18 protein-coding genes and 1 riboswitch are annotated in these 19201 nt (G+C 45.2%); of the genes, 3 read left to right on the top strand and 15 right to left on the bottom strand.

The genetic code is table 11. The annotated features are described in order from the left end of the window. Nucleotides 1-285: 285 nt before the first annotated feature. From E5983_RS04340 to E5983_RS04280, 13 genes are all read right to left on the bottom strand, one after another. Nucleotides 286-522, bottom strand: a complete 237-nt coding sequence (locus E5983_RS04340; protein WP_160332690.1) for a Blp family class II bacteriocin — start codon at nucleotides 520-522, stop codon at nucleotides 286-288. Between the two features lie 299 nt (nucleotides 523-821). Then, entirely contained in the window at nucleotides 822-1010 is a 189-nt protein-coding gene (locus E5983_RS04335; RefSeq protein WP_160332689.1) for a hypothetical protein, read from the bottom strand. Nucleotides 1011-1940: 930 nt separating this feature from the next. Then, nucleotides 1941-2831: a helix-turn-helix domain-containing protein gene (locus tag E5983_RS04330; RefSeq protein WP_160332688.1), complete on the bottom strand. Its 891-nt coding sequence runs from the start codon at nucleotides 2829-2831 to the stop codon at nucleotides 1941-1943. A 386-nt stretch (nucleotides 2832-3217) separates the two neighbouring features. After that, entirely contained in the window at nucleotides 3218-5236 is a 2019-nt protein-coding gene (gene recG, locus E5983_RS04325; protein WP_160332687.1) for an ATP-dependent DNA helicase RecG, read from the bottom strand. 7 nt (nucleotides 5237-5243) lie between these two features. Then, nucleotides 5244-6350, bottom strand: coding sequence for an alanine racemase (gene alr, locus E5983_RS04320; RefSeq protein WP_160332686.1), 1107 nt, complete (start codon nucleotides 6348-6350; stop codon nucleotides 5244-5246). Further along, nucleotides 6322-6711, bottom strand: coding sequence for a holo-ACP synthase (gene acpS, locus E5983_RS04315; RefSeq protein WP_160332691.1), 390 nt, complete (start codon nucleotides 6709-6711; stop codon nucleotides 6322-6324). The genes alr and acpS overlap by 29 nt, the downstream gene beginning before the upstream one ends. Before the next feature lie 130 nt (nucleotides 6712-6841). Further along, nucleotides 6842-9358 carry a preprotein translocase subunit SecA gene (gene secA, locus E5983_RS04310; protein ID WP_160332685.1) on the bottom strand — a complete coding sequence of 839 codons (2517 nt, stop codon included), beginning with the start codon at nucleotides 9356-9358 and terminating at the stop codon, nucleotides 6842-6844. Between the two features lie 153 nt (nucleotides 9359-9511). Then, nucleotides 9512-10042, bottom strand: coding sequence for a PTS sugar transporter subunit IIA (locus tag E5983_RS04305; protein WP_237397575.1), 531 nt, complete (start codon nucleotides 10040-10042; stop codon nucleotides 9512-9514). A gap of 104 nt (nucleotides 10043-10146) precedes the next feature. Further along, nucleotides 10147-10512: a hypothetical protein gene (locus tag E5983_RS04300; RefSeq protein ID WP_160332683.1), complete on the bottom strand. Its 366-nt coding sequence runs from the start codon at nucleotides 10510-10512 to the stop codon at nucleotides 10147-10149. Between the two features lie 43 nt (nucleotides 10513-10555). Further along, nucleotides 10556-11044 (bottom strand): ASCH domain-containing protein, encoded by a 489-nt coding sequence (locus E5983_RS04295; protein ID WP_160332682.1) that lies wholly within the window; start codon nucleotides 11042-11044, stop codon nucleotides 10556-10558. A 324-nt stretch (nucleotides 11045-11368) separates the two neighbouring features. Further along, on the bottom strand, nucleotides 11369-11782 hold the full coding sequence (locus tag E5983_RS04290) for a peptide deformylase (RefSeq protein WP_160332681.1): 414 nt from the start codon (nucleotides 11780-11782) through the stop codon (nucleotides 11369-11371). Between the two features lies 1 nt (nucleotide 11783). Continuing rightward, complete coding sequence (scrK, locus tag E5983_RS04285) at nucleotides 11784-12665, bottom strand: fructokinase ScrK (protein WP_160332680.1); 882 nt, start codon at nucleotides 12663-12665, stop codon at nucleotides 11784-11786. An 83-nt stretch (nucleotides 12666-12748) separates the two neighbouring features. Next, a complete protein-coding gene (locus E5983_RS04280) occupies nucleotides 12749-14647 on the bottom strand; it encodes a sucrose-specific PTS transporter subunit IIBC (protein ID WP_160332679.1) in 1899 nt (632 codons plus the stop codon). Between the two features lie 178 nt (nucleotides 14648-14825). On the opposite strand from E5983_RS04280, the gene E5983_RS04275 reads away from it, so the two are divergent. The 3 genes from E5983_RS04275 to thiT all read left to right on the top strand — a co-directional run bounded on the left by E5983_RS04275 (nucleotide 14826) and on the right by thiT (nucleotide 18346). Then, nucleotides 14826-16274: a sucrose-6-phosphate hydrolase gene (locus E5983_RS04275; protein ID WP_160332678.1), complete on the top strand. Its 1449-nt coding sequence runs from the start codon at nucleotides 14826-14828 to the stop codon at nucleotides 16272-16274. Next, on the top strand, nucleotides 16264-17217 hold the full coding sequence (locus E5983_RS04270; protein WP_160332677.1) for a LacI family DNA-binding transcriptional regulator: 954 nt from the start codon (nucleotides 16264-16266) through the stop codon (nucleotides 17215-17217). Before E5983_RS04275 ends, E5983_RS04270 begins: the two co-directional genes overlap by 11 nt. Before the next feature lie 386 nt (nucleotides 17218-17603). Further along, nucleotides 17604-17691: riboswitch (TPP riboswitch) on the top strand. A 100-nt stretch (nucleotides 17692-17791) separates the two neighbouring features. Then, entirely contained in the window at nucleotides 17792-18346 is a 555-nt protein-coding gene (thiT, locus tag E5983_RS04265) for an energy-coupled thiamine transporter ThiT (RefSeq protein ID WP_160332676.1), read from the top strand. A gap of 43 nt (nucleotides 18347-18389) precedes the next feature. On the opposite strand, the gene E5983_RS04260 is transcribed toward thiT, so the two are convergent. After that, a complete protein-coding gene (locus E5983_RS04260; protein WP_160332675.1) occupies nucleotides 18390-18686 on the bottom strand; it encodes a bacteriocin immunity protein in 297 nt (98 codons plus the stop codon). After that, entirely contained in the window at nucleotides 18687-18914 is a 228-nt protein-coding gene (locus tag E5983_RS04255) for a garvicin Q family class II bacteriocin (protein ID WP_160332674.1), read from the bottom strand. Nucleotides 18915-19201: the final 287 nt, after the last annotated feature.

The following is a 19201-nucleotide window of genomic DNA, read 5'->3' as shown; positions in this document are numbered from 1 at the left end:
TCGAAAGAAAAAGTGTTGTTTTTAGAACTGTTATTTGTTAGACTAAACATATGGGTTTCCTTTCTGATTGTGATTTTTTTGATGCTTATATCATAAAGGGGAACCCTTTTTTTGTCCAGTCATATGTCTCACCCAATGGGTGAAAATCAAAAATTTCTAGAAACCTTGATCTATCAGGGATTCTGGAAGTTTTTTTAGTTATCTATGAATAATTCGGGTATTATAAAACAAACCATAATTATGAACGGTACTACTTGTTTCATAGTATCCCTCACTATCAAATTATTATGGGAAACAAGACGTTGCTGCACCAGAAGCACCGCCACCCCAGAATCCAACTGCTGCTCCGGAAACCGTTCCTACAACTGGAAGAGTAACTGTCCCTACCGCAGAACCTGCTAAAGCTCCTGTTAAAGCTCCCCCAACAGTTCCAAGACCACATTGAACCCAATTACCACCTTCAATTTCAAGCAAATCTTTTTCTGATAGTACATCAAAATAACCAACTGTCATTGTATCCATCTTAAAATCTCCTTTATTCTATTTTTACCAGTTGCAACTTGACACCATAAACATATCACCCCAAATTATTCATACCTATCATAAAAATCAGGTGGAATCGTTGATAATCCAAGGATTCCGCCTGGTTTCTTTGTTTCACCCAATGGGTGAAACAAAGAAAACTTCTAGAAACCTTGATCTATCAGGGGTTCTGGAAGTTTTTTTAGTTATCTATGAATAATTCGGGATCACACTATTTTTTCTACTGACATCTATTTCCCGAACGGTTCCCAAAACTTCCTATCAGGATTCTAGTCAATTTAAAATTCAGCTTTTTTCATAGTCTTGATAGCACCTAAAATACAGAGTAACAATCCCAAAATTACTAGAATCAGTCTAAGAACTCCCTTACCTTCTAAGGGACCTCCACTCATAATTTCAAAAATAAATTTCAATGACATCCCAACTATAAAAATAAAAGCTGGTTTAAAAATAAATTTCTTTAACATATTTTACTACCCCTAATGAACAGTAGAATAACAAAATGCTGTACTACCAGCTGTTACTCCTACGAGTGCACCTGCAGGACCCATTGCAGCAGCACCGAGTATCGCACCGCCCGCAGTACCCAAAACACACTGCAATCCGTATCCTCCACCAATTACTCCAGATAAGGAATTGGTAATCTAATTACAGAGTACTCAAGTAGCCAGTCTATAACCATTTCTTACCGCAATATATTGACACATAAAGGCGGTAATGATCAGATTTAAACAATAAATCATCTGGCCTTGCAAGATTCCTAATGACAATATCGAAATCGATACAATTACTAGTTTCTTTAGACTAACCCGATAATTCGATTCCTCAATTGGAATATTTGAAGTAAACTTTTTTGTTAGATAATGAATAATGATTAGAAAGACAACTTGTAAAAAGGATATAATCAAAAATAATCGCAAATTGGCATAATGAACATAATTCAAAAAGCCAGTGAGTACTATCCCTAAAAATAACATTAAGTTCCCCATCCTCCAATTGCACCTCCTACTGCAGCAAAGCCACCAACACAAATCTCATACGCAGGATCAGAAACTGTACAAAGCTGAATACTTGTTGCTGCTCCCCCCATAGCTCCCGTAAAAACATTTCCCCAGAATCGATCTCCGCCTGATACATTAGACTTCCTGCAAAACAGTGACAGAACCTGAGATTTATCGGAGTCATCACTTGAAAAAGACTGAGTTACAAAATGTTTCAGTGTGGTTATGCGATCTCTCCTGCTGAGAAATGGATCTAATACATTAGTTCCGCAGGAAGTCTATTATCATTAGTAGAGCCGTAATCAAAATCATAGTCGACCTCCTTATTTGTTTGGAATCGCTTTCTTCTTGTTCCTAGTATACCTCAAAAAATAAAAAAGCAACATGACTTAGAAGTCAGGTTGCTAAATCTTTTTCTTTTTCCAGCTCAAGTTTTTTCACTAAAATATCATCATTCAGCATTTTTGCGAATAAAATCGCTTTATCGTAAGATTCGATCATTTTTTCTTTGTCCCCTTCAATTTCCAAAAAGTACTTTGCTTCAAAAGCATATACCGACGGCTTGTGTTGGTAATTCTTAGATTCTTCGATGATTTCTCTTAAAGTTTTGATATACGGTAAATAATCTCTATAATCTATTTGAGCTAATATACTAATGATAATCCGCTCTAACAAGTATAGATGATTCAAGTCACTATAATCAATAGAAAGTAAAATTCTGTTGGATAATTCCTCAAAATATTCCTTATCTTCTAATCCGACTGCACAACATAAGAAATAAACATTAATAATCAGCAAATCATTGGAACTATAGACGTTCTTTTTCAACACCTGTTGAAAATATTCTTCCAACAAACTTAAACCAAAACCTACATCCAAACTACTAAAAACATTGGCATGGACCTGTAAGATTTCAACGGATAACTGCTCTTCCTCTGGCAAATTATCATAAAATTCATCATAAATCTCATCAAATATCTGTTCTTGCTGGGCGATACGGTCAGGATCTCCGTAAGTATGATACCTTATCAGTCTATTCTTTAGGGCTAAATATTTTTTAGGGAGTTCTACTGTAGCCAAATCCACTAAATCCTGAAGGTTCACATCAAGTTGTTGAGCTAGGTAAACTAGCTTAGGAATAGTAGGCATGGCTTGACCATTCTCAATTCGAGCCAGTTGGCGGATGGTCAATTCCGTTTCATCTCCACACAAGTCTGCTTGCGTCCAACCTCTAGCCATCCGCATGGTTTTGATTTTCTTACCAATTTCAATCTTCAAATCCACCATTATCACACCAACTCTTCTTCAGTATTCATGTATTCATTTTAACATACTTAATCCCGAATTATTCATACTTATTTAGAAAAATCAGGTGGAATCGTTGATAATTCAAGGAGTTCTCCTGGTTTCTTTGTTTCACCCATTGGGTGAAAAACAAAAACTTCCAGAAACCTTAGTATAGCAAGGGTTCTGGAAGTTTTTTGAATTCTGTATGAATAATTCAGGTAATGTAAAATTTCAGACTACTTTCACAGTGCCTGTTGAGTGGTTCTCACCTATTTTCCCCACGACCAGAATAGATCTTCTGTTGCCAAATCCAACTAAATCCCCTTCACTAGACTTGGCCAAGAATCCAAAAAGACCTGGCACTTCAGCGCCAGGTCTTTGCTCATCTAATCCAACAAAGATTCTTCTTTTAAATTCCAGGTAATTTCCTGCCAGAGGGGATTGGTCCGCCAATCTGGATCTTGGACAATTTCTTGGGCCACTTTTCGGGCTTCTTCCAAGATTGGAAAGTCCTCTAGGATATCTGCTACCTGAAATTCAGGTAGACCTGATTGGCGGGTCCCGAAGATTTCACCGGAGCCTCGCATTTTCAGGTCTTCTTCGGCTAGGCGGAAACCATCTGTGGTTTCCGTCATAATTTTCATCCGAGATTTACCGGTTTCGGTTTTGGGGTTGGCGATGAGGACTGCATAGGATTGAATGGAGCCGCGGCCGACTCGGCCGCGGAGCTGGTGGAGCTGGCTAAGGCCAAAGCGGTCGGCATCAACAATGATCATAATGGAAGCATTGGGGACATTGACCCCGACCTCGATCACTGTTGTGGAGACCAGGACATTCAACTCTCCAGCTTTAAAGCGATCCATAACCTGGTCCTTCTCAACCGCCTTCATCCGACCGTGGAGTAGGCCAACTTGAATATCCTGTCCCAAGAAGGCTTGTAATTCACTTTGTAGGTCTTGGGCATTTTTTAAATCCAGAGCTTCGGATTCTTCGATTAAAGGGGAAATCACATAGGCCTGGGCCCCTTTCTTGCCGATTTCCTCCTTTAACCAGCTGTAGACCTGGTCCTGTTGCTCATGCTTGACCCAGCGGGTAATAATCGGTTTGCGTCCTGCTGGCAACTGGTCAATGACCGAGACATCGAGGTCACCATAGGCTGTGATGGCCAGAGTACGTGGGATGGGCGTTGCGGTCATCATGAGAACATCCGGCCGCAGTCCCTTCTCCCGTAAGGCCCGTCTTTGCTTGACTCCAAAGCGGTGCTGCTCGTCGACAATGATCAAACCCAGGCGCTGATAGGTCACGCCCTCCTGAATGAGGGCATGGGTCCCGATCACAAAAGCTGCCTGCCCAGACGCGATTTCTTCCAAGACCTCCCGCCGGACAGTCCCCGTCTGACTCCCCTTGAGTAAGACCTTAGGCACCTCTGGGAAGAGCTGATTCAAGCTCTCCATGTGCTGTTCCGCCAAGATTTCCGTTGGCACCATCAGAGCTGCTTGATAGCCGGCGGTAAAAGCGGCATACATGGCCAAGGCAGCGACAATCGTTTTTCCACTTCCCACGTCTCCCTGCAGCAAGCGGCTCATCTGCCGGTCACTGGCCATGTCTGCCAAAATATCCTGCAAGACCTGCTCCTGGGCTTGAGTCAGGGAAAAAGGGAGTTGATCCTTCGCCTGGGCCAGGAGATCCGGTGAATAAGCCAGGATTTCCCCCTCCCCAACCTGGCCTTGCTCTCTTTTTAGGAGCTGCAAAGGCAATTGAAAATAGAGGAGCTCTTCAAACTTAATCCGCCGTAAAGCTTGCTTATAAGCTGGCAAATCTGGGGGGAAGTGCATGTACTCAACTGCCCTAACCCGGTCCAAGAGGCGGTAGCGGTCCCGCAAGGTCTGGGGTAAATTCTCCTCCAATAAGTGATGGAGCCCCTCATCTATAGCCTGGCGAATTAACTTCACCAAGCTGGCCTGGGAAATCCCTTGAGCCACATGGTAGACCGGCTGCAACTCCTGGTCAATCTGGGTCAGAAATTTCATTCCGGTCAGACTATTCTTGGCTTGATCCCACTTGCCATAGACAGCCACCGTCGCCCCCATTTGAATCTTGTCTGCCAGATAGGGTTGGTTAAAAAAGTTAACACCAATCACCACCTGGTCTTGTTGGATGGAAAAACGCACGCGGTTCCGCTTGTAGCCATAATACTGTACACTGGCCGGACGAACTACCTGGCCAGACAAGACGGCCTTTTCACCATCCTCTAGATCAAATACCGACTTATTTTTGAAATCTTCGTAACGAAAGGGAAAATACAAGAGTAAATCTTGCAGGGTCTGGATCCCCAGACGCGTCCACTTTTCTGCCGACTTAGGACCAACACCGGCTAAAACGGTTAAGGGTTGATGCAAATTCATAGATCACCTATTTCCGATAGACTCGAGGAATACGATCACTCAACAAACAAACAACTTCATAGTTAATGGTCCCACGATAGTCTGCGACTTGGGTCACATCAATGGCCTCCTGACCACTGGTCCCAATCAAAACGACCTTGGTTCCAAGCGGATAGGCCTGAGGCAGACGAATGGTCAGTTGATCCATCGAAACACGTCCGACAATGGGGCAAAAGGCACCGTCAACCAGGACATGAAAATCCTGCATGTCCCGCGTCCAACCATCGGCATAGCCTAGCGGGAGCGTCCCGATATACTCTTCCTCCTGGCTTACATAGGTTTTCCCATATCCCACACCTTGCTGGGCAGCGATTTTTTTAACATGGACTAGTTCTGATTCCAAGGACAAGGCTGCTTTGATTTCAAAAGGAAGTCCCAAAAGACCGCCACTCGGATTCATACCATAAATAATATTACCCAAGCGCACCATGTTCAAGACCGTCTCAGGATGCCAAATGCTGGTTGCAGAATTAGAAGCATGCACCAGAGCTGGAACTTGGTCCAGCTCCGCTAAGAGGCTGGCAAAGCGCTGCTCCTGCTCATCAAAATAGACTGTATCCACTTCATCAGCAGTCGCAAAATGGGTAAAAATACCTTCCACTCGCACGCCTTGGGTCTGCAAGGCCTGCTGGGCTTGCTGAACTTCTGCGGCCGACCGGAAACCAATCCGCCCCATACCAGAATCAACCTTCAGATGGACCCGTAAACCTTTCAGACTCTGGCCCAAGCTCAAGAGCTCGTGAACCCAGTCGCTACTAGCCACTGTCAAGCAAATGTCGTGCTCCTGGGCCAGAGACACCGCCGCATAGGCTGTCACCCCTAGGACCAAAATATCTTTTGTAATCCCTGTTTCCCGCAACTCCAAGGCCTCATCAATGTTTGAAACGCCAAAGGCATCTACGATCCCTTGGATATAATGAGAGACCGCAACTGCTCCATGGCCATAGGCATTGGCCTTGACCACAGCCATTCGCAGGGTTCCTACCGGTAATTGGCTAGCAACCTGCTCAATATTATAGGCGATGGCATCTAGTGCAATAACTGCCTTAGTCGGCCGATGGGGACTCGTTTTCATGGCTTACCTCCTCTAAAATGACACTGGCTTGAACCATTGTTTTGGTATGGCTAATAGAAATCCAGATGCTCCCGGCAAAGGGGGCTTTTGAAAAATATGGAGCCCCATTTTCCCTGTTTAAAATCTCTAAATCTTGAAAGCGCAAGAGTCCTGCACCAATCCCGGTTCCCCAGGCCTTGGCGAAGGCTTCCTTAGCCGTCCAGCGCCCCCCCAAATACTCCAGTTGGCGTCTCGGGCTCAAGCTTTCATAAACAGCTAGCTCTGCGGGCCTTAACACCTTACTCGCAAAGCGTGGCTTCTTTTCCACTACCTTGGCAATCGAAGCCAAGTCCTCCATATCTATCCCATATCCAATAATCATCTTCTTACCTGCAAAAAGGAGTGGAGCTTGACTGCCCACACTCCTTCCATTTAATTCTACAATGCCTTGAGGCCTGCTGCCAGTTACATTCTGCTGGAGTCTATAACCAACTCGAGCCTGTTAAGCCATTTTAGCGCTGTCCATGACAGTTTTTAAATCGTTTACCAGATCCACAAGGGCAAAGATCGTTACGACCAACCTGGTTTAAATCAATATCTCCTGGTAATTCCTTACCTTCTGCGGCAATATTGCGGGTTGCAGTTGTTGTAATCTTATGCTCGGCCCGAGGACGTTCTTGTTGATGGATCTGTGCCTTCATCATTAAACGAGTCACATCATACTCCAAGGATGCAATCATGTCATTGAACATGCGGAAACCTTCAGACTGGTATTCTACGACTGGATTGTTTTGGGCATATCCCCGCAAACCAACGGCATTCCGGAGTTGGTCCAAGGCATCGATATGATCTGTCCACTTGTTATCAACAACTCGTAGAATCAAGACCTTCTGGAATTCCTTAACCGCAGAATCATCCTGCAATTTAGCAACCTGGTCATCGTAAACATCCATCGCCAAGTCGTAGAGATAATCGACCATGGCCGCATCTGAAAGACCTTCCAAATCTTCTTTTTCGATTTCATCTTCCGGAACAAGGCAATAATGGGCAAAATTGTAAAGTGCTTCTAAGCGCTCTTCCTTAGAAGAACGGCTATGGTTCTCCACTTGGCGTTTGATGGTCCGACGAATCATGGCATGGATCTCAGGAGCCAAGTCCCGGTCAGCAGAAATCACATCATACCGTTCCCGATAAATGATCTCCCGCTGTTCCCGCATCACATCGTCATACTGCAAGACCTGTTTACGAGTGTCGTAGTTGTTCCCTTCAACTCGCTTCTGAGCCGCTTCCACTTGACGGGTCAACATCCCAGAGCGAATCACAGATTCCTCTTCGGACAAGTTCATCCGATCCAAAAGAGCTTTAATCCGTTCTGAACCAAAACGACGCATCAAATCATCTTCGAGGGAGAGGTAGAATTGTGATTCTCCTGGGTCTCCTTGACGACCAGCCCGTCCCCGCAGCTGGTTATCAATCCGACGACTTTCATGACGCTCAGTTCCAATTACGCAGAGTCCACCATTTTCACGGACTCCTTCTCCCAACTTGATGTCGGTTCCCCGTCCAGCCATGTTAGTGGCAATCGTAACAGCACCAGGTTGGCCCGCATTCATGATGATTTGAGCTTCCTTGTAATGGTTTTTGGCATTCAAAACTTCATGCGGGATTCCTGCTGCTACCAATTTTTGAGACAGGTAGTCACTTGTATCAACCGAAACCGTACCAACAAGAACTGGTTGGCGTTTCTCATAGTGGTACTTGACTTCTTCAACCACGGCCTTAAATTTAGCTTCTAGACTTGGGTAAAGCAAGTCTGGATGGTCAATCCGCTGTACAGGACGGTTGGTTGGAATTGGGATAATCCGAATATTGTAAATTTCACGAAACTCTTCTTCTTCCGTTTTACCCGTCCCGGTCATTCCAGATAGCTTTTTATACATCCGGAAGAGGTTCTGGTAGGTAATCGAAGCCGATGTTTTACTTTCATCTTGAATCGGAACAGCTTCCTTGGCCTCAATGGCTTGGTGCAAACCGTCAGAAAAACGGCGTCCTTCCATGGTCCGACCTGTAAATTGGTCGACGATCAGAATCTCTTGTTCTGGACTGACCACATAGTCAATATCCAAGGTCATGATGTAGTTGGCCCGCAGCGCATTGTCAATAAAGTGGGTCAAGGCTACATGCTCAATGTCATAGAGGTTGTCTAGCTTGAAGTAGGCTTCGGCCTTGTCAATCCCAGAATCAGACAAACCAATAGTCTTGGATGGCACATCAATAATGTAGTCATCCTCGTTCAAGGTTTTAACATAGCGATCCGCTAAGTAATACAACTGGTTGGTTTCAGAAGAAGCCGGCCCCGATACAATTAAAGGCGTCCGAGCCTCATCAATCAGGATAGAATCGACCTCATCAACCAAGGCGTAATTCAAACGGCGTTGAACCATATCTTCCGGACGCGCCACCATGTTGTCCCGCAAGTAGTCAAAACCAATCTCGGCATTCGTAGAATAAGTGATGTCACAGGCATAGGCTTGACGCTTCTCCATCGGTGACTTAGAAGCCAAGTTGATCCCTACAGAAAGACCCAACCACGAGTAGAGTTCACCCATCTCAGTTGCATCCCGCTCACTCAGATACTCATTAACTGTAACAACGTGGACCCCTTCACCAGAAATGGCATTGAGGTAAACCGGCATGGTCGCGGTCAGAGTCTTCCCTTCACCCGTCCGCATCTCCGGTACATCGCCATGATGGAGCACAATCCCCCCCATAACCTGTACCTTATAAGGAAAAAGCCCAAGTACCCGTTTAGCACCTTCACGGACAACCGCAAAGGCTTCATACAAAAGATCATCTAGGGACTCACCTTCGTCATACCGCTCTTTAAACTCATCGGTTTTAGCCTTGAGTTCCTCATCCGTAAGAGCAGCCATTTCCTCTTCATAGGAAAAAACACGGTCTGCCATTCGTTCAATTTTCCGGAGTTCTCCCCGGTCGTTTTCAATAATGGATTTTAATAAATTTGCCATCGTTTTCCTTACTTATTGATTTTTTACTGCCTTTCATTATACCATAATCTAGGACATCTTGAAAATTCTTAGCCGAAAATGGAAAAAGACTTTCCAACCAATCCAGCTGGGCTGACAAAAAAAGCTGCCCGTGATGAACAGCTCTTCGACCTCTTATTCTGGTCGCTTCAAAACAAACAGGGCTTCTCCCTCTTTCACAGTCTCAGGGGCTAACCGCTCCATCTGAGAATAGTCAGCTGGATTCGTCACGATAATCATCGTTGTCGCTTCCAAACCAGCTTGGGCAATAACTTCTCGATCAAACTGGGCCAAGACCTCACCGGCTTCAACTTGCTGTCCCTGTTTGACACGGGCATCAAAACCTGCCCCCTCTAAGGACACCGTATCAATCCCAACGTGAATCAATAGCTCCACTCCTTGATCGGTGCGCAAACCATAAGCATGCCCCGTCTCAAAAGCAATGGTCACTTCACCACTCACAGGTGCGTAAGCGAGATCGCTCTCCGGCTTAACTGCAAAACCCCTACCCATAGCTCCACTCGCAAAAACAGGATCACTAACCTCTTCCAAGGGCAAGACCAGTCCCTCAAGGGGACTCGCTACAACAACCTCACCACTGGTCTCCATTTCCTTACTCGTAAATAAAGAACCAATTCGTTTCTGAAACCATGATTTTTCAGCCATTTCCATCACCTCTGTAAACGTTTTATAACTTGACTTTATAGTATCATCTTTTGGCCAAATGTCAAGGTTTGAAGGGCTACAAGTCGACCGAGGATGGACCCCCGCTAGTCTCCTGTTTTAATCCGAACATCTCTATAAGCAACAATACGAATTTTACGAGGACTCCTGTGCATTGTTGAGGGCATCTCTAACAACCGTGCTCCATTATACAGATCAATCTGGTAATCCCCATCAAAAGGCTCCGAAACAATCACATCAATCGCACCCGAGATGCTATCGATAAAAATATCCGCTGGATAAGCACCATCATCAACCTCAATGGTTACAAAAAGTTCATCCTTGCCTTGCGGTACTGTCAGTAAATGAAAACCATGCTTGGAAATCGGAACATAGAGACTGATCGCGGTTGCTTCTACATCCTCTAGTGATTCAGCCGAAGACGGTGACACTTTCCCCTGAATTGCAGGCATACTCCTTGGCGAGATCTACCTCTCAGTGGCTGTTCAGCCCTCCCTAATCTTCAGGGCGGTAAACCAGCTCAAATTCTTCACAAACAACCAACATCTTTTCTGAAAAATTCAAGCCCGCTTCCATTAAAGCTACTGTAAAAAAATCCTCATGCACCTGCCGCCAATGAAGCAGACTGGCTGCCTTAAATGATTCTAGATCCGCTGACTCTCCTGGCAAGGGCTCATACTCCCCCTCCTGGTAAGCATGTTCCTCCATGACTTGATCAAAAGGACAGACATAGACCTTACGAGTTGCCAAAACAGCAAGAGCCTGTCCCTGACCATCTAAAAGAATGTCATAACCACCCTCCTTTGGTAGGTCTTCCCCCGCCAATTGATACAAGTCATAAGCAGAGCTAGTCGCCGTCTTTTGGCCCGCCAACACCAAGCCCGCTAGTCGATCAGCCTCCGCTCCAAAGGCCCAAGCCTCTGGTTGCGAACCCGCAGTTGGATTGATCAATAAATAAGCCTGCCACAATTCACTCGGACTCATATTTGATCCCCCTTTCAGATATCTTCAGTATAGCATGAAAAAGATCTGGGAGATTGAGGCTGGGACAAAAGTCTAGCCTCTCTCTTTATGATTAGCAAAATACCTTTGACGCAGTAGTTGATTGGCAGTTTCGTTCGCCTTTTAGGCTCCGAACCCGACCTAATCAACCTTGCGGGGGTGGGACTACGAACTAATTTTGAAAAAAATTAGTTCTGTCCCACTCCCAACCCGAGCCTAAAAACTAAATTTCTGAAAATCTAAATGTTGATTTATCAAGGTTTGAGTGATTCAATTTGAAGAAAAACTGGGTTTTTTAGAGGTGCCCTAAATCAAGATTCCCTGAAAATGATCCCATTCATGCTGGAAGATTTGGGCTGGAAAACCTTCCAGATCCAGTTCCTGCTGTTGAAAGTTTTGATCCCAATAGGCAATCTGGATTTTCCGATAACGTTTTGTCGGCCGAATGCCGTCTAGGGATAAACAGCCTTCCTCTGTCTGGTAGGGTTCAGACTGGCTCAGGATGGTTGGGTTAAAGAGAACCAAATCGAGACCTGGTGCCAGGCTAATAATCATGGCTTGTTTCTGGTGGCCAATCATATTGGCGGCCAAGCCCACACAACGCTCGCGGTTGGCTGCTAGGGCCGCCCGTAGAGAGTCGGCTAGACCGATGTCCATGGATGTGACAGGAAGTGACGGCTGGCTTAGAAAGACCTGATCTCGAATGATTTCTGGAGCCATCTTAGGACTCACTCACTTCTTTAGCCAAGACAAAGTTTCCAAGGGTTGCGGAACCATTGTCAGCTACAGCCGGGGTAACGATATAGTCTTTTAGATCTGGCACAGGTAGGTAGCCATTGAGCATTTTTTCAAATTGCTTGTGAACTCGCTCGACCATGTGTTCTTGAGCCATAACCCCACCTCCAAATACAATCACTTGTGGGCGGAAGGTCAAGGTTGCCTGCACTGCTGCCTGGGCAATATAGGAAGCCTGAATATCCCAAACATCCGAATCCAAAGGAATATTCTCACCTCGAATACCAGTCCTGGCTTCCAGACTTGGTCCAGCTGCCATCCCTTCCAAACAGTCACCATGGAAGGGACAAATTCCTTCAAAACCAGCTTTCCGATCCAGGTCATGCACAGCCACAGGTACATGGCCCATTTCAGGGTGTCCTTGCCCTCCGATAAATATCCCATCTTGAATAACACCGGCCCCGATCCCTGTACCAATGGTGTAATAAACAAGGTTTTTCACTTGGTGGTTACGCGCAACAATTTCACCAAAAGCTGATGAGTTTACATCTGTTGTCACATAAACGGGAATATTCAAAGCCTCTTTAAAAGGACCCAACAAGTCCACATTAGCCCAATGAGGTTTCGGAGTTGTTGTGATATAGCCATAGGTTTCAGAACTATGGGCAATATCCAATGGTCCAAAAGAACCAATCGCCAAACCAGCTAGGTCAAATTTTGAGAAAAAGTCAATCGCTTGTCCAATCGTTTCAGCAGGTGTTGTAGTTGGAAATTGGATTTTTTCCACGACTTCAAAGTTGCTATTTCCGACAGCACAGACAAACTTCGTTCCACCAGCTTCTAAGCTAGCATATAATTTTTCAGACATACAAGATCCTCCTAATTTCAATTTTTTATGATTCTTGATATAAGGAAGGCCGAGACAGTCGTCTCGGCCTTTTATGGTAACACTTATTTAGCAGAAAGGCTAAGAACTTTTGAACCTTTTTGAACAGTTTGTCCAGCTGCTACTGGAGCTACTTGTTCATATTCAGCTGTATTGGTTACGATAAACATGGTTGTATCTTCTAAACCTGCTTCCGCAATCGCTGCAGCATCGAAGGTTCCCAAGACATCCCCTGCTTTAACTTTAGCGCCAGATTGAACTTTTTGTTCAAATCCTTTACCAGCCATTGAAACGGTATCAATCCCCACGTGGATCAAGAGTTCTGCACCCTTGTCTGTTTTCAAACCGTAAGCATGACCTGTTTCAAAGGCCACAGTAACTGTTGCATCTGCTGGTGCGTAAACCACACCTTGGCTTGGTTTGATAGCAATTCCGCTGCCCATTGCACCGCTTGAGAAGACTGGATCATTAACCGTTTCAAGCGCTACAGTTTCTCCTTCAACAGGAGTTGCGACAGCTTCATTCTGCAAACCAACCATTTGCGCTGCTTCAACAGCCTCATCGACTTCCGCAACCTCTTCTTGTTCTTCCTTATAGCCGAAAGAATAAGTAAGGGCGAATCCAAGACCCGTTGATACAGCAACCATAAGGACATACTGCAAGAGCTGACCGTTTAGGTAAAGAAGGGTACCAGGGATAATCGTCACTCCAAATCCTGTTCCTGCAAGGTTCAAGATGGATGCCAACCAACCACCAGCTGCACCGGCGATCAATCCCATTACAAATGGTTTACCGAAACGAAGGTTAACCCCGAAAATTGCTGGCTCAGTGATTCCCAGACTGGCAGATAGGGCTGCTGGGAAGGCCAGAGCTTTGAGCTTTTTATCTTTGGTTTTGACACCAACCGCAAGCGTTGCCCCCATTTGGGCAGACATCGCTGCTGTAATGATGGCGTTAAATGGATCGCGACCAGTATTTGAAATCAACTGCGCTTCCAAGAGGTTGAAAATATGGTGAACACCTGTAACCACGATCAACTGGTGAACTCCACCTAGAATCAATCCTGCAAGACCAAATGGCAAGGCCAAGATTGCTGTTGTTGCTGCAAGGACGATGTTTTCAACCGAGTGGAAAACAGGTCCAATCACAAACAAACCAAGAACAGACATAACCAAGAAGGTTATAAATGGTACCAACAAGAGATCCAAAACATCTGGCACTTTTTTGTGCAACCACTTCTCTAGCTTAGCACCAAGCAAACCAATGAAGAAGGCTGGCAGTACTGAGTTCTGGTAACCGACAACCGGGATAAAACCAAAGAACATCAAGGGTTCTGCATCTCCTGAAGCAACTGCCCAGGCATTTGGAAGGGCTGGACTAACCATCATCAAGCCCAAGACAATCCCGATAACTGGATTTCCGCCAAAGACACGGAAGGCAGACCAAGCAATCAAGGCTGGGAAGAAGATAAAGGCGGTATCAGTTAGAACCTGAGTCCACAAGTAGAAGTCTGTGCTTGAGAAGGCTTCTGAAGTGGTTCCAAATAAGCCAAGAACCGCATCGTTAGTAATCGCACCACGAATCCCCATGAAAAGACCAGTCGCAACGATCGCAGGCAAGATTGGAACAAACACGTCACCGAAGGTCCGGATCGAACGTTGGAACCAGTTCCCTTGCTTGGCTGCTTCAGCCTTCTGCTCACCCGTTGAGCTAGTTGGAAGTCCCAAAGCTACAACTTCCTCATAAATTTTATTAACAGTACCAGTACCAAAGATGATTTGGTATTGACCAGAGTTAAAGAAGGCTCCTTGAACCTTGTCCAATTTCTCAACTGTGTCTTTGTCGATTTTGGACTCATCTTTGACCATAACCCGTAGACGAGTGGCACAGTGGGCAACACTATTCACGTTTTCTTGTCCACCAAGCGCTTCGATTACGGATTGGGCAATCTGCTTGTTATCCATTATAACAACTCCTTGTTTTAGTTTTGAAAACGGTTCACCGTTTTGTCACTTGTTATTCTACCACATCTGCGAAATATGTCAATCGTTTTGCAGAAAAAATGTTTTTGAGGAGGTAAACCCTTGATTTTTCTTAGGAAAACATTTACTATAAAATAGCAAAAACTATGGAGGCGCTTTTATGAAATGGACTACCGAATTACGTTACAAACGTTATGAAGACTGGACAGAACAAGAAGTTCAAGACCTGAAAGAACTCAATGCTCAGTCCCCATGGCACAACCACTACCACGTTGAACCTGCTACTGGCCTACTCAACGACCCCAATGGATTCTCCTATTTTGACGGTAAGTGGATTCTCTTTTACCAAAATTTTCCCTTTGGAGCAGCTCACGGACTCAAGCAATGGGTTCAGTTGGAGAGTAATGACCTCGTAACCTTTAAGGAGACCGGTCTCAAAATTCTTCCTGACACCCCGCTTGACAGCCATGGCGCTTATTCCGGGTCCGCCCTACAGGTAGCAGACCAACTCTTCCTCTTTTACACTGGAAATGTCCGCGACGAGAACTGGGTCCGCCATCCCAAACAAATTGGCGCTCTTCTGCATCGGGATGGCACTTTGGAAAAAATCGATCAGGTGCTGATTGAGCAGCCGAGTGATGCGACCGATCACTTCCGTGACCCACAAATCTTCCAATTGGAAGAAGATTATTATGCCATCGTCGGTGGGCAAGACTTGGACCAAAAAGGCTTTGTCCGTCTCTACAAGGCTGAGGATAAGGATATCCGCAACTGGGTTGCCGTTGGTGATTTGGATTTTGCCAATGACCGTACCGCCTACATGATGGAGTGTCCAAATCTTGTCTTTATTGACCAGCAACCGGTCCTCCTCTACTGTCCACAGGGCTTAGACAAGGAAATTTTTGATTACCAAAATATCTATCCTAACCTCTATAAGATTGGTCAATCGTTTGACAGGACCACGGCACAAATGGTCAATGTTGGTCCTCTAATGCAGTTGGACTACGGATTTGAAACCTATGCCACTCAGGGCTTCAATGCTCCTGACGGAACAGCCTATGCCATCTCCTGGATGGGCTTGCCAGATATCAGCTACCCGTCCGATCACTATGAACACCAAGGTTGTATGTCTCTGGTCAAAAAATTAAGTCTAAAAGATGGGAAACTCTATCAAGAACCCGTTGAAGCTATCACAGATCTTCGTCAAGGACAGGAAACCTGGGCTGACCGCCTCGAAACCAACAATCGTTATGAGTTAGAGCTCACTATCGCTGCGCAAGACAATGCGACCCTGGTGCTTTTTGCCAATCCAGCCAAAGAAGGTCTCCAAATCCAAATCGACCGTCAAGCAGGTCGCCTAACCGTTGACCGTTCAGGCTTGGCTCACCGCTTTGACCTCGAACACGGAGAAAGTCGCAGTCTCGACCTCCCAGAAGGGGAAACCATGCTCCGGATTTTTGTGGATCAATCCACCTTTGAAATCTTTATCAACGATGGCGAATTTGTGCTCTCTGGTCGGGCCTTCCCGGGTCAGGACCAAACAGGTTGCTATCAGACCAAGGGACAAGTAACTGGGCACTACTATCCACTCGCAAACCATGGCCGTTAAACTAACGGATGTCGCCGAACATGCCGGCGTCAGCCCAACTACAGTCTCTCGTGTCATCAACCGCAAAGGTTACCTGTCTCAAAAAACCATTGACAAGGTCAACCAAAGTATGCGGGAGCTCGGCTATAAGCCCAACAACATGGCCCGCAGCCTACAAGGAAAATCCGCCAAACTGGTCGGCTTGATTTTCCCAAAACTGGGTCATGTATTCTATGCCGAGCTCATCGATGCCCTCGAAGCAGAACTTTTCAAACAAGGCTATAAAACCATTATCTGCAACAGCCAAGGAGAACCTGAAAAGGAAAAAGAATACCTGGAAATGTTGGAAGCCAATCAAGTAGACGGGATTATTTCCTCCAGCCACAATCTGGGAATCGAGGATTACAATCAAGTCTCCGCTCCCATCGTGGCTTTTGACCGCAACCTCTCCCCAGACATTCCGGTCGTCGCATCGGATAACTATAGCGGTGGCAAAATTGCCGCCAACTACCTCCTAAAAACCGGAGCTAGCAACATCCTCATGCTAACAGGAAATGACAATTCCAATTCCCCAACCAGCCTCCGCCACGCCGGCTTCTCCAGCGTCCTCCCCGAGGCTCCCATCATCAATCTCCCCTCCCACTACAGCACCCAGCGGAAGGAAATGGAAATCCGCCAGATTCTCCGAGATAAGCTCCCGGATGGCATCTTCGCCTCAGATGACTTAACCGCTATCCAAGTCCAAAATATTGCCCAAAGCATGCAACTGGATCTGGAAGTGGTCGGCTACGACGGAACCCACTATGTCGAACACTACCATCCCCAGCTAACCACCATCAAACAACCCATCGCGGAAATGGCAGAGCTACTGGTGGAAATCCTACTCAAACGCATCAAGGGACAGGTTATGGACCACAGCGGCTACATTCTCCCTGTTAGTCTCCTAGCAAGCCCCAGAAATTAAGACTCGTTGAAATTGAAACCACCTCATCCTTCCAACAATCTGTGTCAAATCCTGGAAGGATGAGGTGGTTTTGTTGCTACTCAAAAGAACTCTCCTATCCCTTTTCTCAGTAAATTTCTATCCAAAACTGCTTTCACCCGAATTATTCATACAGAATTCAAAAAACTTCCAGAACCCTTGCTATACTAAGGTTTCTGGAAGTTTTTGTTTTTCACCCAATGGGTGAAACAAAGAAACCAGGAGAACTCCTTGAATTATCAACGATTCCACCTGATTTTTCTAAATAAGTATGAATAATTCGGGTTTCATATTCAACCTTCTCTAAGAATCCCTGGTTTAGGGCATTTTTCTTGTATTTAAGCGCTTTCTATGCTAGACTGAAGGAGATGAAACATTTGGGGTGCTGAGGCTGAGATTATACCCATGGAACCTGATACAGTTAGGACTGTCGCAGGAAAATGTTAAGACTGAAGCTCTATCTCAATTAAACACCTGATTTGATAGAAGTTTCGCTAGAACGAGTCTACTAATCCATGACCTTACCACTCCTTGGCTTTTGCGAAAGGAGTTTTTTATGTCCAAAAATATGCTTGTCTTGACTGAGGCTGCTATCTTTGCAGCCCTTGCCATGAGTCTTTCTTTACTACCAGATTTTGCTTCCTGGTTTACCCCTTCCTTCGGAACTATCCCTCTCATCCTTTTTTCCCTACGCCGTGGCTTAAAAGCTGGGCTTTTAGCGGGACTCTGCTGGGGACTACTTCATTTCTTACTATCTAAGGTCTACTACCTCAGCATTCCCCAGGTTGTGATTGAGTATATTTTCGCCTTTTTAGTAATGGGCTTAGCTGGCTTGTTTTCTACCCCGCTCAAGCAAGCCTTGGCCAAGGGACAAACCGCTAAAGCCTTTAGCCTAGCCAGCTTGGGAGCCATCACTGCTATCTTGGTTCGTTACCTCTTCCACTTCTGGGCAGGGATTCTATTTTGGTCAGACTATGCTCCCGAAGGGATGTCTCCGGTTCTTTATTCCCTATCCGTCAATGCTACTGCAGGTGGCTTAACCCTACTCGTCACCCTTGTAGTGCTCTATCCCCTTCTTTATTTACAACCAAAATTTTTCCAAGGCCGTTAATCCAAACAAAGCCCTTCAGACTTGGTCTGAAGGGCTTTTAAGCTCAATGGAAAAAGATCCCCAAAGAAGCCAAACCTCTGGCTTGTTCCTCTTCCACTTTTCCCATAAAGGCTACTTTTTTGTAAAAGTCTGCCAAATCTGGACTCAATTTTTCTTGTTTCATTTTTCTTAGAGAGAGGCAGCGAATATCCTCAACTAGGTTCAAAAAACGGGATTTCCAGTTCTTATTGGAAAATTGTAAATCCTGTTTATAACTAAGGAGTAGCTCTCGCTCATCCGAACGTAACTCTGAACTTAACAACAAATTGTAGTAGCTGTCCAACAATTCTTCTTCCTTCATTTAAGGTCTCCTTCCTGACCAATAACCACCAGCCATGGAGGAAATCCAGCCATTGACTACTACATCTCTGGTTGCCTCAATTGGTGATTTAGTTATAATATAGTCCCATTGACCATTTGGATAGCGGCAGGAATAGCCATTTGCACCCGCCATCACAAATTTACAGGTTCCAGCAGTCCCTGCCACAAGCAGCTGTAAATCAGACAAAGAAAGTGAATGAGTCTTCATATACTACCTCCAATCTGCTTATGCAGTATAGCATAGATTGGCCTTCTTCAAACCTGAATGTTCTGAAATGACTCGAAAACGACCTAAATGGAAAATTCTAAAAAAATTCCAAACAAAATTATTTCCCTTATTAAAGGCTCTTTGTCAAGTTGTGTGGAATCCCTGAAAACTGACAGTTTTAGGCTTTTATTATTTAGCTTTTTAATAAGGGTGTTGAGATGGTTTTAACGTCAATCCGAATCCGGCTTCTTTCGAATTTCTATGAGATGCTTTCCCTGTGGTGGGGG

Source organism: Streptococcus danieliae, assembly GCF_009767945.1.
In the GTDB taxonomy this organism is placed as follows: Bacteria; Bacillota; Bacilli; order Lactobacillales; family Streptococcaceae; genus Streptococcus; species Streptococcus danieliae.
This window is presented reverse-complemented; position numbering and strand designations above follow the sequence as displayed.